The following is a 15,051-nucleotide window of genomic DNA, read 5'->3' on the forward strand; positions in this document are numbered from 1 at the left end:
GCCATGAGCATCGAGCTGGCGCTCCTCTCTCCCGCGCGCATACCCCAGGACGCGCAGGTCGCAGCGCTCGAGGGCGTCGGCGGCCTGACCGTCACCGCACACAGCGCCGACACGGTGCAGGCTGGCCTGGATGGCGGCACCGAGGTGATCGATGGCGCGACGGGCCGGCCCGTGATCCATTGCGTGAGCCTCCAGCAGGATCCCGCTCCGGCCGCACCCACCGCCTGGGATCTGCGCGGTGCGAACATCACCCCGGGCACCGCTCTGGTGGAGCTCACAGCGCGGATCGAGGCCCGCACCGATGAGGAGCTGCAGCGAGTGCTGGACGCCTGCGCTCACCTCGCGGCAGAGCACGGCGGCGCGTTGCTCGATGACGCCGAGGCGCTCTGGGTGCGCAGCGCGCAGGAGGAGGTGCCGCTGAGGCGCCTCCCCACTGCCCCGGACTCCGACGTCGCGCACGCCCACTCATCGGCCGATGATCCGCCCGCCGGGCTGGTGCTGACCCTCAGCTGGTACGGCCTGCACGCCACCCCCTCCCCTGGCGACACTGCCCCCGCCCCGGACCCCGCCACGGCTGTACGCACCATCGGCGCCGAGCTGCTGCCCGGCGCGGTGCTCATCCCGGATGCGAGCACCGTCGCGCGGGCTTTCTGGCGCGCCTCGGCCACCGTCCCTGTCTCTGCCCTGCGCGATGACCGGCAGCGCGATGCCGTCGCGGAGCTGCTGGTGCGCGTCGCGGAGCACACCGGAGCGTTCGCGGCGCAGGCAGCCCCGATCAGCGGGGTGAGCATCCGCGGCGCCACCCCCTGGTACTCCCCAGAGGCCTCGCCGCAGAGCCTGTCCACGCTGCGGCACCGCAGCGGATGGCATGGCCTGAGTCCGCGGCCGCTGTGGCTGCTGTGGCTCGGCGAGCCGTACGCGCACGCGCGCATCCGTCGGGCCCCGCACCGTGTGACCGTCACCGGAACCGGCCGGCTGATCCAGCTGAGCGCGACACCGCAGGAGGCGCTCACGCTGCGCCGCGGGATGCGTCGGCACCTCTCGCGGTGGCTGTTCGCCCGGGTGCTGCCGCATGATCCGCGGGTGATGCCGCCGCCGCTGGCTCGCGCGTGGTCCATCCCCGCCGCCCTCACGTCCCCCACGACCGGGTCTAGGCAGAGATAATGGGGTGATCGCCCATCGGAAGGACCTCTCCATGTTCACTCGCCGCACCATGCTCTCTGCCACTGCCGCCGCTGGTCTGCTCGGCGTGGCCGCCGCCTGCTCTCCGTCCTCGAGCGGAGGCGGCGACGAAGGCGGCGGTGAGGCCAGCGGGGAGAAGAGCCTCACCTTCCGCCTGTGGGAGCAGAACGCCGTGCCCGCCTATGAGGAGTCCTTCGCCGCTTTCAAGGAGGAGACCGGCTGGTCGGTGACGATCGATGTGGTCCCGTGGAACGACTACTGGACGCGCCTGCCGCTGGACACCGCGAGCGGTGACGCCGCGGATGTGTACTGGATGAACTCCGCGAACTTCGTGCGCTACGCGGATGCCGGGCATCTGCTGGCGATCGATGACGTCGTCGAGGGCGGCGCCGACCAGTGGGAGAAGTCCGTCGTGGACCTGTACACGCGAGACGACAAGCTGTGGGGCGTCCCCCAGATCTGGGATTCGATCGCGACGTTCTACAACCAGGACCTGGTGGAGGCCGCCGACGTGGACCCCGAGGCCCTGGAGTTCGATCCGGATGCGGAGACCGACTCGCTGCGCGACGCCGCGCGGGCCCTGACCCTCGACAAGGACGGCCGCCACCCGGGCGAGGACGATTTCGCGGCCGATGCCCGCGAGCAGTACGGCTTCAACTCCGCCGCAGACCGACAGGCCATCATCGGCCCCTTCCTCGCCTCCAACGGTGCGACCTGGCAGGAGGATGACCGCTACGTCTTCGCCTCCGAGGAGGGCATCGCGGCCTTCGACTACATGCAGGCGCTCGTGAACGAGGATCACGTGGCCCCGTCGGCCGCGGACACCAATGAGAACGGTGACTTCTCCCGAGACCTGTTCACGCAGGGGAAGCTGGGGCTGTTCCAGTCCGGTCCGTACAACCTGCTGGCCATCAGCGAGGGGGTCGCGGATTCGTTCCCGTGGGCGATCGCCCCGCCCGTGAAGGGCCCGGCGGGCGCAAAGTCCCTGGTCCACGGCGTGGTCGCGGTGGGCAACGCGAAGGCCGACGAGGACCAGCAGGAGGGCATCGCCGCGCTGCTGACCTGGCTGGGCTCGAAGGAGGGCCAGCTGCCGCTGGGCGAGCAGGGCGTTTCCTTCCCCGGCCATGTGGATGCGCAGGATGCGTTCATCGACTTCTGGGCGGACAAGGGCGTGGATGTCTCGGTGTTCGTCGAGGCGGCGAAGGATCCAGCGCCCGCGGACACCGGCGAGCGCGCGAACGACGGGCTGATGGCCGCGATCCCGATCTTCCAGGAGATCTTCATCGGCCGCCTGCCCGCCGAGGAGGGCGTCCCGCAGGCGCAGGAAGCCGGCAACGCGGCGATGGAGGGCTGAGGTCCCATGACCGGGGTGGGGGAAGACAGGCCGGGGACCCACGGATACGAGGCCGACGGGCCGTGGTTCGGCGTGCCCGGATCCCCTCAGCCCGGTCCGGAGAGCCCCGCGGCCGACGGGCTGCGGGCCGAGCAGGTCTCCCGGGCCTTCGGGGCGGTGCAGGCCGTCGCGAACCTGTCCTTCACCGCGCCGCGCGGGGCGGTGACCGCGCTCGTGGGGCCGAACGGTTGCGGGAAGTCGACGCTCATGCTGATGCTGGCCTCGCTGCTGCGGCCGGATACCGGCCGAGTGCTCGTGGACGGCATCGACCCCGCCGAGGACTCCCCCGCGGTGCGGGCCCGCGTGGGCTGGATGCCGGACCAGTTCGGCGCCTGGGACTCGCTGACGGTGCTCGAGGTGCTCGAGACGATGGGGCGGGCCTACTTCCTACCCACCGCGCAGCTACGTGAGCGCGTGGATCATCTGCTCGAGCTGCTGGATCTGACCAGCCTCGCGCAGCAGCGGGCGCATGTGCTCTCACGCGGACAGAAGCAGCGGCTGGGGCTCGCGCGGGCGCTCGTCCATGACCCCTCGGTGCTGATCCTCGATGAACCCGCCTCGGGGCTGGATCCGGCCTCCCGGCGCCGCCTGCTGCGGGTGGTGCGGACGCGCGCCGCCCAGGGATCGACCGTGCTGCTGTCCAGCCACATCCTCTCCGAGCTGGAGGAGATGGCCGACCACGTGGTGTTCATGGATGCCGGCGAGGTGGTGGACGCCGCGAGCGTGCACGAGCTCGCCGCGCGGCCGCGCACCTGGCGGGTGGGCTCGCTGCACCATCAGGCGCTCGAGGTGGCCCTGGATCGCCTCGGGGTGCGGCATGGCGGAGTGATGCCCGCGCAGCAGACGATCTCCGGGCATGCTGAGGCGCTGATCTCCCTGCCCGATGACCGCACCGCCGCCCGACTGCTCGCCGATCTGACCGCTGAGCAGGCGCAGCTGATCGAGTTCGCGCCCGCCACCGGCACCCTGGAGGCCGCCTACCTCGCCTCCGATGCCGCCCGACGTGAGGGAGCCCTGTGATGACCGCGATGATGCCCTCACCCTCCGGGCCCCCGCCCGGCTCCGCGCTGCCGCCCGGCGGGGATGCGCTGCCTCCGTCCCCACCCGCGGCTTTGCGGAAGCGGCCGCTCGCCAATGGGCGCTGGCAGCTGCGGCCGCGCGGCGTGTGGCTGGTGACCGCGCTCGAGCTCAAGCAGCGCCTGCGCTCCCTGCGCTGGTACATCGCGCTCGGCGTGTGGACGCTGGTGCTGCTGGGCATCGGCCTCCTGGCGCTGGGCCCGATGATGTACAGCGGCTCCTGGGTGGACGTGCGCGTCACCGCGCGGGTGCTGTTCAGCCTGCAGATGATCCTCGTGCTGTTCGCGATGCTGCTGGTGGTGCCGGCGCTCTCGGCCGGGTCGATCAATGGTGACCGCACCGCCGGGACACTCGCGACGCTGCAGGTGAGCCTGCTGAGCCCCGCCGAGCTGGTGCTCGGCAAGCTCCTTGCGGGCTTCGCGACCGGGCTCGCCTTCCAGGTTCTCGCCCTGCCGTCGGTGGTGCCGCTGGCGCTGCTGGGCCAGGTAGGTATCTTCTACATGCTGCGCTTGGTGCTGGTGCTGAGCCTGCTCACCCTGTGCGTGACCTCGATCGGGCTGGGGCTCTCGGCGCTGACGGCACGGCAGCTGGGCTCCGTGGTGCTCATGTATGCCCTCGTGTTCGGGGTGACAGCGGTAGCGCCGATCACCTGGGCGACCTCCGCGGCGTTCCTCCAGTACGACACGACGGTCCAGACGTATCGCGGGACCTACGACAGCTCGAGCGACCGCTGGATCTGCGAGCCCCAGATGCGGGAGCGCCGCGTGGTGCGGGCAGATCTCTCGCTGCCGCTGATGTGGGCGAACCCGGTGGTGCTGCTGGCGGAGGCCGCGCCCCGCGTGAATATGGACATCAACGCCAGTGAGGGCCCCGACATGGATGCGCTCGTGCTGCTCAAAGCGGGGATGCGGACCGTCGCCACATCGAACCACCCCTCCCACCGGGTGAACTGTTCCCCAGAGGATCCCGGCTACCCGGAGCATCTCGCGACGCCGCCCAACCGACCGCTGTGGCCGATGGGCCTGGCGATGTGGATGCTCGCCGGGGGTGGCTCGCTCGTGCTCGCGGTGCACCGTATCGGCGTGCCGATCGGGCGTCTGGGCAAGGGGACCCGGATCGCCTGAGTCGAGCTCGCGCGCACCTGACCCGGGCCCGCGCAACCGGCTGCTCAGCCGCGGGACGGCGGCCCGATCTGCTCGGGAATCGTGTGGCTCGCGCCCCCGTCGGCCCCCTCGAGGGAGCCGGCCGCCCGCCCGCCGCCGGTGAACGCCGACCCTTCGCCGCCGAAGTCCGGCAGCCGCCCGGCGGCGAGGTCCGCCTCCCGGATCTCGGTGTCGGTCGCGCCGGGCAGATCATCGTCCACCCACAGCCGGTCATCGGCCGCATCGAGGTCGAAGGCCTCGAGGTCGTACTCGCCGCCCTCGGCCCGTCGGCGCTGGCGCAGCGCTGCCCGCACCGCAGGGTCCCGCGCGCGGTCCGCCCGGGTGCCGATATCGGGGGCGACCAGGGCATACGGGGCGGGCCGACGCATATACGCACCCGCGGGCCCGTAGAGCACATCGCGCAGGTTGCGGCGCATCGCGAAGGCCGCTGCCCCGCCTGCGAGCGGCACCAGCAGCAGCACGGCGAACACCACCCAGGCCCAGGTGACGCCGCTGGCAAGCCCGGTGACGGGCAGCAGCACGCCGACGAGCAGCCACGCGCCGAGCTGCAGGGCGGCCACCAGCCAGCCGGCGAGGCCGCAGACGCGCGCCTCCCACGGGTTCGCACGGGCCCGACGTTCCCACTGCGGGACGGTGCGCTGATCGCGGACCTCGGCTCGCTGCGCCGTGGACAGGCGAATCGCGGCCACCGGGGCGAGTCCCCCGAGCGCGGTCGCGAGCAGCAGAACGGGGGCGGCCAGCAGCAGCTGCGGCAGCCGCACCGGGGTGCGCAGCTGCGTGAGGTCCTCGGCGGCAAGCCCCGTGAACAGGGCGATGAAGTCCGTGAGGCCGAAGATCGTCCAGCCGGTGAGTGCCGCGGCGGGCAGCACCCACACCAGGGCGGAGCGGCCCATGGCCAGCAGCGCCGTGAGGATGCCGCGGCCGCTCAGCTCTGCGCCGTCCTGGGGGCTGCCGGGGGTGGGTGGCAGGTGCCGACGGTCCTGCGCCCACAGGGCAGCGCGGCGCTGCTCGAGCACTTCCCGGTCACTGCCGAGCATCGCGGCTTTGCGCAGCGTCTCCATGCGCTCAAGCCCCAGCAGACGGTGGATCGCGAGCGTGGCGCGCACGAGCACCCAGGCCAGCGGCAGCACCGCGAGCGCCAGGCACCACATGGACAGGTGGCCGGGCCCGAGGGTCTGCCAGGGCTGGCCGAGCGGCAGCGCGGTCACCAGCGGCAGCAGCACCACGGTGAGGATCGGGACCGCCATGAGCAGCAGCGTCAGGCGGTTCGCGGCGGCGCGGCGGAACGTCTCCTCGCTCAGGTGCTCGCGCGGTCGCATCGCGCCCAGCAGCGGCGGGGCCGCGAGCGCCGGCAGCAGGCTCACAGCCGTCGCGATCAGCGGGACGAGGGCGAAGGACCAGGCCAGCGACGTCCCGGAGAAGCCCATCTGGGTGGTGAGCGAGGTCAGCATGGATGCATCGGCCAGGGAGAACAGCACCCCGAAGAACCACAGGGTGGGCGAGGGGCCCAGCACGTACATCACCAGCAGCAGGTACCACAGGGCCAGCAGCACGAGGGCGGGCGCCCAGAGGCGACGCAGCACCCGGGCCCCGAGGGTGCGGCGGGAGTACAGCATGATCTCGGCGGGCGGCACGAGCGAGGCCGGTTCCTCCGGGACCCGTGGCGGGGCCGGGAGGTTCCGCAGCGGCGGCAGGGCCCGCTGGTTCGGGTGCAGCATCGGGGAGGTCACGTCGGCGCTGTCCGGTCGTCAGCTCATACGCTGCGGCGGCCCAGGAAGGCGCGCCCAAGCGTCATCTCATCGGCGTAATCCAGGTCCCCGCCCACCGGCAGGCCGGAGGCCAGACGCGTCACGGTCAGCTCGAGCGGCGCGAGCAGGCGCGAGAGGTACGCGGCGGTGGCCTCCCCCTCGATGTTCGGGTCCAGCGCAAGGATCACCTCGGTGGACTCCCCGGTGCCCAGGCGGCTCATGAGCTGGGTGATGCGCAGGTCGTTCGGGCCCACGCCGCCGATGGGGTCGATCGCGCCGCCGAGCACGTGATAGCGGCCGCGGAACTCGCGGATCCGTTCGATGGCGATGATGTCCTTGGACTCCTCGACCACACAGATGACCTCCTCGCTGCGGCGGGGGTCGGCGCAGATGCGGCAGCGTTCGGCGGAGGAGACGTTCCCGCAGATCTCGCAGAAGCGCACGGTGTCCTTGACCTGGATGAGGACGTCCGCGAGGCGGCGCACGGCAGCATCGTCCGCGTCCAGCAGGTGGAATGCGATGCGCTGGGCGGACTTGGGGCCGATGCCCGGCAGGCGGCCGAGCTCGTCGATCAGATCCTGGACAATGCCTTCGTACACGCAGGCCACTGTAGTGGGCGGCGCGGTGGACGCTGCGCCCCGTCGGCGTCGGGGGCACTGCGCCCCGTCGGCGTGATGTGCCGCTAGCCTGGTTCTCCACCAACCATCCTGTGACGAGGTGACCACTGTGCAGCTCCCTTCCGCACTGCTCGATGACGTGGCCGAGCGCGTCCGTTCCGGCATCGCCGCGGCGACCGACGCCCCGGCCCCCACCTGCGAGGCCATCGCCGAGCGGGTCATCGGCTACCTGCGCAACACGGCCGAGACCACCGTCAGCCGGGAGGAGGACGGCACCACCTTCGTGATCACCGGGGACATCCCGGCGATGTGGCTGCGGGATTCCGCGGCCCAGCTGACTCCGCTGCTGCGCCTGGTGGTCGGCGGCGTGGGCTCGGACGCGGACCGGGCGGAGCTGGTGGAGGTGCTGGCCGGGCTGCTGCGGCGGCACTGGATGTACCTCGTCATCGACCCGTACGCCAATGCTTTCAACCGCACCGCGGACGCCTCCCACTGGGACAGCGATGACACCGAGCTGAACAACCCGTGGGCGTGGGAGCGCAAGTTCGAGCTGGACTCGCTGTCCTACGGCCCGGATCTGGCGTGGCGGCTGTGGCGCGCGACCGGGGATACGTCGTGGGCCGATGACCAGTTCCTGCCGGCCGCCCGCGCGATCCTCGAGGTGGTGCAGACCGAGCAGCATCACGAGGAGCGCTCAAAGTACTTCTTCCGCCGCGAGAACTGCCCGCCGTCCGACACCCTGGCGCGTGATGGCAAGGGCTCTAAGACGGTGCCCAACGGCCTGGTGTGGGCGGGGTTCCGGCCTTCCGATGATCGCTGCGAGCTGGGCTACAACATTCCCGGGAACTTCTTCCTGGCGCTCGCGCTGGAGCGGCTGGGGGACCTGCTGGAGCACGTCGCCGGGGAGGCGGACGATGCCGCGACCGCGCGTCGCCTGGCCGGGGAGATCCGCGCGGCGCTCGAGGAGCACGGCCGGATCGACGGGCCCGATGGCGAGCAGATCTGGGCGTATGAGATCGACGGCATGGGCCAGCACCTGTTCATGGATGACGCGAACGTGCCGAGCCTGCTGTCCCTGCCCTACCTGCGCTGCGTGGAGCAGGATGATCCCACCTACCGCGCCACCCGCGCCGCGGTGCTCTCGCGCACCAACCCGTTCTTCTTCGCAGGCCTGTACCTCGAGGGCGTCGGCTCCCCGCACACCCCGAAGGATCACGTGTGGCCGATCGCGAAGTCGGTCGAGGGGCTGACGCTCAGCGACCCGGCTGAGAAGCTGCGCCTGCTCGAGCAGCTGATGCGCACCGACGGTGGCACCGGGATGATGCATGAGGGTGTGCACGTGGATGACCCGACGATCTTCACGCGCGAGTGGTTCTCCTGGTCCAACTCGATGTTCTGCGAGCTGGCGCTGGATCTCGCCGGTGTCTCCCGCGAGGAGGCCGAGCGATGACGGCGATGCCGACGCCGTACGGCGATACGGAGGCCCTGGAGCACTGCCGGATCGAGACGGCGCCCGAGGTGCCCACCGCGGTGGTGCGCCAGCAGGATTTCCCGATGTACGACATGGCCTCCCTCATGGATGGCACGTTCACGCATCTGGCCGAGGCGCTGGCCGGGGCAGCTATCGCGCCGATCGGCCCGGCGTTGGCGCTGCATCACCGTCAGCCGGTCTCCACGGCGGACTGCGAGGTGGGCTTCCCGGTGGGCCGGGTGCTTGAGGGCGAGATCGAGCTGCCCAGCGGGTATGTGGTCACCGGATCGGTGCTGCCGGGCGGGCGCGTGGCTCGCATCTCCCACCGCGGGGCCTATGGCGGGCTCGCCGAGGCGTGGGGGGCGTTCACCGAAGAGATCGGGGAGGCCGGGGAGCAGATGATCTTCCCGTTCTGGGAGTTCTACGTGACGATGCCGGGCCCGGACGTGAACCCGGCGACGCTGCGCACGGATCTGGTGAGCCTGCTCGAGCCGCGGGAGGGCTGAGCGGGTAAGTGGGGCCGACGGGGTCAGCGGCCCGCGGTCTCGTCGATCACCTCGAGCACGCGGCCGCCCAGCACCTGCTCGATCACCTCACGGCCTGAGCGGGTGGTGATCACTGCGTCCTCGTCATCGCGGGTCGCACCGCCGGTGGGGTCTTCCTCCGGCGGTGGGGCCATGGCGGTGCGCGCTAAGCCACGGCCGCGCTGCGCATGCGCGGCCCGCGAGGCCTGCGCGGCCTCCCGCACGAGCGCTGCCCCACTGCGCGCGGGCTCAGCGGGCGCGGGCTCCGTCGGGGCGGGCGCTGCCGACGTGCTCTCTGCGGGGCCGTCCGCCGCCGGTCCCTGGATGGGCGGGGCCGCGAGCCCGGACTCCGTCGGGCTCGGCGGTGCGGTCGGGGCGTCAGCCTCGTCATTCCCGGCATCCTGCGCGGGGCCGCTCCCGGGGCTGGTCGGGGAATTCTGTGCGGGGCGGGAGCGGATCACGCGGCCTTCGGCGATCGCGCGACGCAGCGCGGCCTGGCCGAAAGTGCGCGGCTCACCGTCGGGCAGAGAATCTCGCCCCTCGTCCTCGACCTCGGGTGCCGGGTCGTTCGGGGTTTGCGGCGATGTGCGGCCTGCCTCCCGCGGCTGGGCGTCGTTGCTCGCGCGAGCCTCCTGCCCCTCCTCGGCGCGCGATCCCGGAGCAGCCTGTGCTGGGCCACCGGGGGCAGGCGCCGGGTAGGTGTCCTCGCGGGGGTCCGGGGGGTAGGCGTCCTCGGGCTCCGGCGGGTAGGGGTCATCGGGCTCGGGCGGGAAGTCCTCGGGCGACGGTCCGGCGTTCGCTCGTGCCGCGGAGGCTCGTTCGGCGGCGCGCATCGCTCGCTCGGAAGCGCGCTGCCCGGCGGAGGCTGCAGGCGCCTCCTCGCGCGGGGGTGCCGGGCGGCTGGGGGTCATGGCCGCGGCGGCATCGCCCCAGGCCCCGCCGCCGCGTGGGCTCTGCTGGCGCGGCGGGGCAGCAGGGGACGCGCCCGGGCCGGGGCCTCCCCCGGCGGGCCCACCGACGGGGCCGTCGCCCCGCGGCCCGCCATCGGGGCCGCCTCTGCCGGGGCCCGGATCCTCGCCGACGACAGCGTCGACGGTCAGCTCCTGGTGGGTGATGCGCCGGACGGCATCGGCCACGTTCTGCGCCGCGGTGCCGCGGTGGAAGGCGGCCACGAGCCCCTCGGTGCGGAAGCCCAGCACCAGGGTGCTGCCCTGCACGGCATGCACGTGGGCGTTCTGGGAGACGAGCGCCCAGGCGGGCCGACGGATCTGCTGCAGCTCATCGAGGATCGCGGACCAGTGCCCGCGCAGCTCCTCCGCAGCATCGGCACCCCCGGCAACCCCGGCAGCCCCGGTACCACCGACTCCGCTGGCCTGCGGGGCGGGCTCTGCGGACGGCGCCGGTGCTGCCTCGGGCCCCGGCCCCGCCTCTGGCGGGCCCTGCGGGGCGCGCTGCTGTTCCACCTGCTCTGCCGGGACCTGCTGCGGCGCCGCACCCGGGCGCTGCTGCGCGGGCGCCCCCTCAGCTGCCCCGCGCTGGGGCTGCCGGCCGCCACGAGCCTGGCGGGAAGCTTCAGCCTTCTGCTGCGCGATCCGCCGGGCTTCCTCCCGGGCTCCGCCTGCACCCGTCGGCGCCGGACCACCCGGCGCGGCGGACCGGCCGCGCTCCCCCGTCGGCCCCGATCCGCCCGGCGTCCCCGCGCCCGCCGGCACCCCTGCACCCGCTGGCGCTGCCCCCGCAGCGCGCTCGGCGCGCAGCACGAGGCGCGCGGCCAGCAGCTCGAGGTGCAGTCGCGGCGACGTCGCACCGGTCATCGTGGACAGCGCCTCATTGACGAGGTCACCACAGCGGGAAAGGTCCGCGGGTTGGAAGGCGGCGGCCTGCTCGCGCATGCGCTCGAGCTCATCGGCCGGAACCTGGGGCAGCAGATCCGCGCCCCGCTCCGGCACCGCAGCCAGCACGATGAGGTCCCGGATCCGCTCCAGCAGATCCTCCACGAAGCGCCGCGGCTCATGCCCGGTGGCAAGCACCTGCTCGACCGCGCCGTACAGCGCCGCCGCGTCGTGCTCGGCCACGGCCGTGATGGCGCGGTCCAGCAGGGCCGTGTCGGTGAAGCCCAGCAGCGCGATCGCGGTCGGGAAGTCGAGGCCGTCGTCCCCGGAGCCGGCCATGAGTTGGTCCAGCACCGACATGGAATCGCGGGCGCTGCCCCCGCCGGCGCGCACCACGAGCGGCATCACGCCCTCGCCCACGGAGACGTCCTCCGCGGCGCAGACCTCCTCGAGGTAGGGGCCGAGCACCTGCGGGGGAATGAGGCGGAAGGGGTAGTGGTGGGTGCGGGAGCGGATGGTGCCGATGACCTTGTCCGGCTCGGTCGTGGCGAACACGAACTTCACGTGCTCCGGCGGCTCCTCGACGAGCTTCAGCAGCGCGTTGAAGCCGGCGGAGGTCACCATGTGGGCCTCGTCGATGATGAACACCTTGTAGCGGTCCCGCACGGGAGCGAAGGAGGCGCGTTCACGCAGCTCACGGGCATCATCCACACCGCCGTGGCTGGCGGCGTCGATCTCCACCACATCGAGGGAGCCGGCACCGCCGCGCGCCAGGTCACGGCACGAGTCGCAGGTCCCGCACGGGGTGTCGGTGGGGCCCTCGGCGCAGTTCAGGCAGCGCGCGAGGATGCGGGCGGAGGTCGTCTTGCCACAGCCGCGCGGCCCGGAGAACAGGTAGGCGTGACCCACCCGGCCCGCGTTCAGCGCACGCCGCAGCGGCGTGGTGACGTGGTCCTGGCCGATCACCTCGGCGAAGGACTCCGGGCGGTAACGACGGTACAGAGCGGTGGCCACCCGTACAGGCTAGTTCAGGGCGCGCGCGGACTATCACAGCTCTCGTCGGCGCTCACATGATCGCCATGAGCGCCCCGGGATCATGGCGCCTTCGGCGCCCTGCGACAGCGGCGGGAGCCGTCCGACCTGACTTAGGTCATCGAGTTGGGGTTGGCGGAGCATCACGCGGTGAAGGTTCTGCTGGACCTGGCCCTGACGTGCGCGATCGGTGGCGACACCGCTCGGGATACTGATCTGCTGCGGTGCGAGCCGGGCCTGTTCGGTCCGGTGGCCTCAACCCCGACGATCTCCCGCACGCTCAGGACCCTGGCCGACGACGCCCCGGCGATGATCGCAGCGATCTCCACAGCTCGCCAGGCCGCGCGGGAGAGAGCCTGGGCTTTGGCTGGGGAGCATTCCCCAGCCGGAGGGGCCAGTGCGAAGACCCCGCTGGTCATCGATCTGGATGCCACCTTGATCAACGTCCACAGCCAGAAGGAGCAGGCCGCCCCGACGTTCACACGTGGTTTCGGCTACCACCCTTTGTGCGCGTTCCTCGACCATGGCAGCGGCGGGACCGGTGAACCGCTGGCGATCCAGCTGCGTCCGGGCAACGCGGGCTCGAACACCGCTGCTGATCACATCGCCCTCACCCGTGAGGCCCTCGCGCAGCTGCCCGCGGGACTGCTTTCCCGGGACGGGCGGGGCTCGAAGAAGATCCTGATCCACACCGATGGGGCTGGTGGCACGAAGGATTTCGTGGGCTGGCTTAACCGGCAGCGACTGGCCTACTCGGTCGGGTTCACCCTCCCAGCGAACACCCCTGACCTGCTGGAGCGCATCGATGAGGCGGGGGCGTGGACTGCCGCCTATGACACCGATAGCGACGGTATCCGTGAAGGAGCCTGGGTGGCGGAGCTGACCGGGCTGCTGGACCTGACAGGCTGGCCGGAGGGAATGCGGGTGATCGTGCGTAAGGAACGCCCGCACCCCGGAGCGCAGCTGCGGATCACCGATCATGAGGGCATGCGCAGCACCGCGTTCGCGACCAACACCGTCCGCGGACAGCTTCCCGTCCTGGAGCTGCGCCACCGTCGCCGGGCACGGTGTGAGGACCGGATCCGTCACGCCAAGGACATGGGCCTGCTGAAGCTACCGCTGCAGTCCTTCACCCAAAACCAGATCTGGTGCCAGATCATCCAGCTCGCCTGCGAGCTGGTCGCATGGATGCAGACCATCGCTTTCACCAGCGATGATGCCCGGAAATGGGAGCCCAAACGGCTACGCGCGAGGCTGTTCGAGATCCCCGCGACGCTCGTGCGGCGCTGCCGTCACAAGGTCCTTCACCTCGCCCGCCACGCCCCGGAAGCCGCCACCGTCCTGACCGGCATCAACCGACTACGCACCACCGTGGCCCAGACCTGACGCGCCCGCTCCACCGTCCCTACGACCAGCAGCACCCTCACCCCCGGCAGTGGAACCCGGGCCGCCCGCAACGGACACTGCGACACAACGTCACACCCACATACCAGAATCAGCCCCCGGGACACCGGCAACGACGCCACCCGAGCCAGCTCACGACCCCGATGAAACATCGAGGCTAGGTTTCTTGACCGACACTAACTCTTCATTGACACTACGAAGACGGAACCCGTGGTGCTGCAAGAGGCTGGATACTCGAAATCGTCTGTCTTTGGCGCCGGAATCTCACCTCCAGCTCCAACGAATTTATCACCCTCAGCAAGCGACGCTGGGCGCTCATCCTTGACACTAAAAGCTAGCAGTATTATCGCGCGGTCGTCAGAATCATCTCTATCAATTCCAAGACAGCCGTCCACGCTGACGATGACCCCTGACACCTCTGCACCATCACCGCCATCCCCGGCATCCGCGTACTTGATCCACTCTAAGTTGGAGGTATCGTCGGGAGTTCCCGGGTGGCCGCCTTGGTCAGCAGACACACAGCTCGATAAAGCGACGGCAGCAATTAGCAGTAATAATCCGAAGCGGTTCTTCGCGTTCAATATCGAGTCTTTCTGGACCTAAGACAGAATCTGAACTCCCGAGGGAACCCGATGGAGCTTGGAGTAAATGCTGAAGGTCGAGCTACCGCCCTTGTGGATACCGATTGGCCTTGATCCTGCAGCCCAAGGTCCACCGCTGTCACCCCCTTCCTGCTTCGCCGAGACCCTCACGAACACGGAATTGCAGGTCCCTCCGGGACATGCGCCGCTATAGGTTGGCTTGTATGCAATGGAAGTAACCCTCCCGCACTGATACCCCGTGGTCATACCACGGTGGCATACTACGGTTCCCGGTCCGACACTTGCAGGGGCTCCAACGCGAACGGGCGAGGTTGCCGAGGAGGCATAGCGGGTTCTCGTTAACGTATTAGAACTAGATACGCTATAGAATGCGATGTCGGCATTGGCGTTATGGATTTGCTTCCGCATGGTTGCTCGGGTTGAAACCCCCGAGTTCTTTGTTGAGCCGAACAGTCTGGTTACATCGTCGCAGTGGGCAGCGGAAATGAACCCTTTGTAAGATCCATATTTGGCGGGAAGCCCAGCGGTACATTTGCTCATCGCGGCTCCGCCTCTAATTGGTAGGGAATCTGCGGCCTCATCACCGTATGACACGATGGTTGTAGAATAGCCGCGCACCTTAAGTACGCCAGGATCCCGGGAGGCCCGGGCACCATCTGTTGTTGGTACTGCGTCGACCATCAAAGCGCCATCCGACTCGCGAACGTATACACCCTGAACACCGGGGATACTTTCTTTGACCTCAGCCACAGTTTCGTCGGACACTTCTAGCGGAATCCTCGACTCAATATCGACATCTTCTATTCGCATCTTTGTGTTGACAGAGATGGGCAGGACGGCAAAGGCGGATATGTGCTCTTCGTCGCTCGAATGCACGACTGCGGTCTGAGTTCGCCCGTGTGGCTCGAAATAAACTGACTCGTCCTCGTCAAATTCAAACCCAAGTTCATTCGCAACCGAAAGAATTACCTCCTGGTCGCTGATAATGTTCCTTGCATCTTGACGG

General features: G+C 70.3%; 11 protein-coding genes and 1 pseudogene. 7 read left to right on the forward strand and 5 right to left on the reverse strand.

The genetic code is table 11. The features are described 5' to 3' along the window. Window positions 1-3 precede the first annotated feature (3 nt). The 4 genes from CJ197_RS01335 to CJ197_RS01350 all read left to right on the forward strand — a co-directional run bounded on the left by CJ197_RS01335 (window position 4) and on the right by CJ197_RS01350 (window position 4,776). Complete coding sequence (locus CJ197_RS01335; RefSeq protein ID WP_102234956.1) at window positions 4-1,164, forward strand: hypothetical protein; 1,161 nt, start codon at window positions 4-6, stop codon at window positions 1,162-1,164. Window positions 1,165-1,195: 31 nt separating this feature from the next. Next, a complete protein-coding gene (locus CJ197_RS01340; RefSeq protein ID WP_102234957.1) occupies window positions 1,196-2,536 on the forward strand; it encodes a sugar ABC transporter substrate-binding protein in 1,341 nt (446 codons plus the stop codon). 72 nt (window positions 2,537-2,608) lie between these two features. Next, entirely contained in the window at window positions 2,609-3,595 is a 987-nt protein-coding gene (locus CJ197_RS01345) for an ABC transporter ATP-binding protein (RefSeq protein WP_233190575.1), read from the forward strand. Beyond that, the gene (locus tag CJ197_RS01350; protein ID WP_233190576.1) at window positions 3,595-4,776 is read left to right on the forward strand and encodes an ABC transporter permease; all 1,182 of its coding nucleotides are present in this window, start codon (window positions 3,595-3,597) and stop codon (window positions 4,774-4,776) included. The genes CJ197_RS01345 and CJ197_RS01350 overlap by 1 nt, the downstream gene beginning before the upstream one ends. Before the next feature lie 44 nt (window positions 4,777-4,820). Here the strand turns inward: CJ197_RS01350 and CJ197_RS01355 are convergent, their stop codons facing one another. Together CJ197_RS01355 and recR are read right to left on the reverse strand one after the other, a co-directional pair. Next, window positions 4,821-6,545: a hypothetical protein gene (locus CJ197_RS01355; RefSeq protein ID WP_102234959.1), complete on the reverse strand. Its 1,725-nt coding sequence runs from the start codon at window positions 6,543-6,545 to the stop codon at window positions 4,821-4,823. 23 nt (window positions 6,546-6,568) lie between these two features. After that, window positions 6,569-7,162 (reverse strand): recombination mediator RecR, encoded by a 594-nt coding sequence (recR, locus tag CJ197_RS01360; protein ID WP_102234960.1) that lies wholly within the window; start codon window positions 7,160-7,162, stop codon window positions 6,569-6,571. 127 nt (window positions 7,163-7,289) lie between these two features. Between recR and CJ197_RS01365 the strand changes: the two genes are divergently transcribed. Continuing rightward, window positions 7,290-8,630: a glycoside hydrolase family 125 protein gene (locus tag CJ197_RS01365; RefSeq protein WP_102234961.1), complete on the forward strand. Its 1,341-nt coding sequence runs from the start codon at window positions 7,290-7,292 to the stop codon at window positions 8,628-8,630. Beyond that, window positions 8,627-9,157: a transcriptional regulator gene (locus CJ197_RS15060; RefSeq protein WP_158239330.1), complete on the forward strand. Its 531-nt coding sequence runs from the start codon at window positions 8,627-8,629 to the stop codon at window positions 9,155-9,157. Before CJ197_RS01365 ends, CJ197_RS15060 begins: the two co-directional genes overlap by 4 nt. Before the next feature lie 23 nt (window positions 9,158-9,180). Here CJ197_RS15060 and CJ197_RS01375 read toward each other — a convergent pair whose 3' ends face one another. Next, window positions 9,181-12,021, reverse strand: a complete 2,841-nt coding sequence (locus CJ197_RS01375; protein ID WP_102234962.1) for a DNA polymerase III subunit gamma and tau — start codon at window positions 12,019-12,021, stop codon at window positions 9,181-9,183. 150 nt (window positions 12,022-12,171) lie between these two features. Between CJ197_RS01375 and CJ197_RS01380 the strand changes: the two are divergent. Further along, window positions 12,172-13,425, forward strand: a pseudogene (locus CJ197_RS01380) (IS1380 family transposase); the annotation flags it as partial. A gap of 194 nt (window positions 13,426-13,619) precedes the next feature. Here CJ197_RS01380 and CJ197_RS14825 read toward each other — a convergent pair. Next, window positions 13,620-14,024 (reverse strand): hypothetical protein, encoded by a 405-nt coding sequence (locus CJ197_RS14825; RefSeq protein ID WP_146007680.1) that lies wholly within the window; start codon window positions 14,022-14,024, stop codon window positions 13,620-13,622. Between the two features lie 18 nt (window positions 14,025-14,042). Beyond that, the coding region (locus CJ197_RS15470; protein WP_233190577.1) for a S1 family peptidase at window positions 14,043-15,051 on the reverse strand (1,009 nt) is incomplete at its 5' end.

The organism is Brachybacterium sp. UMB0905 (assembly GCF_002871795.1).
In the GTDB taxonomy this organism is placed as follows: Bacteria; Actinomycetota; Actinomycetes; order Actinomycetales; family Dermabacteraceae; genus Brachybacterium.

What these genes read in the sequence shown, in the direction of transcription:
- CJ197_RS01335 (WP_102234956.1), top strand. Translation starts at nt 4, where the DNA reads ATGAGCATCGAGCTGGCGCTCCTCTCTCCCGCGCGCATACCCCAGGAC.
- CJ197_RS01340 (WP_102234957.1), top strand. Translation starts at nt 1,196, where the DNA reads ATGTTCACTCGCCGCACCATGCTCTCTGCCACTGCCGCCGCTGGTCTG.
- CJ197_RS01350 (WP_233190576.1), top strand. Translation starts at nt 3,595, where the DNA reads ATGACCGCGATGATGCCCTCACCCTCCGGGCCCCCGCCCGGCTCCGCG.
- CJ197_RS15060 (WP_158239330.1), top strand. Translation starts at nt 8,627, where the DNA reads ATGACGGCGATGCCGACGCCGTACGGCGATACGGAGGCCCTGGAGCAC.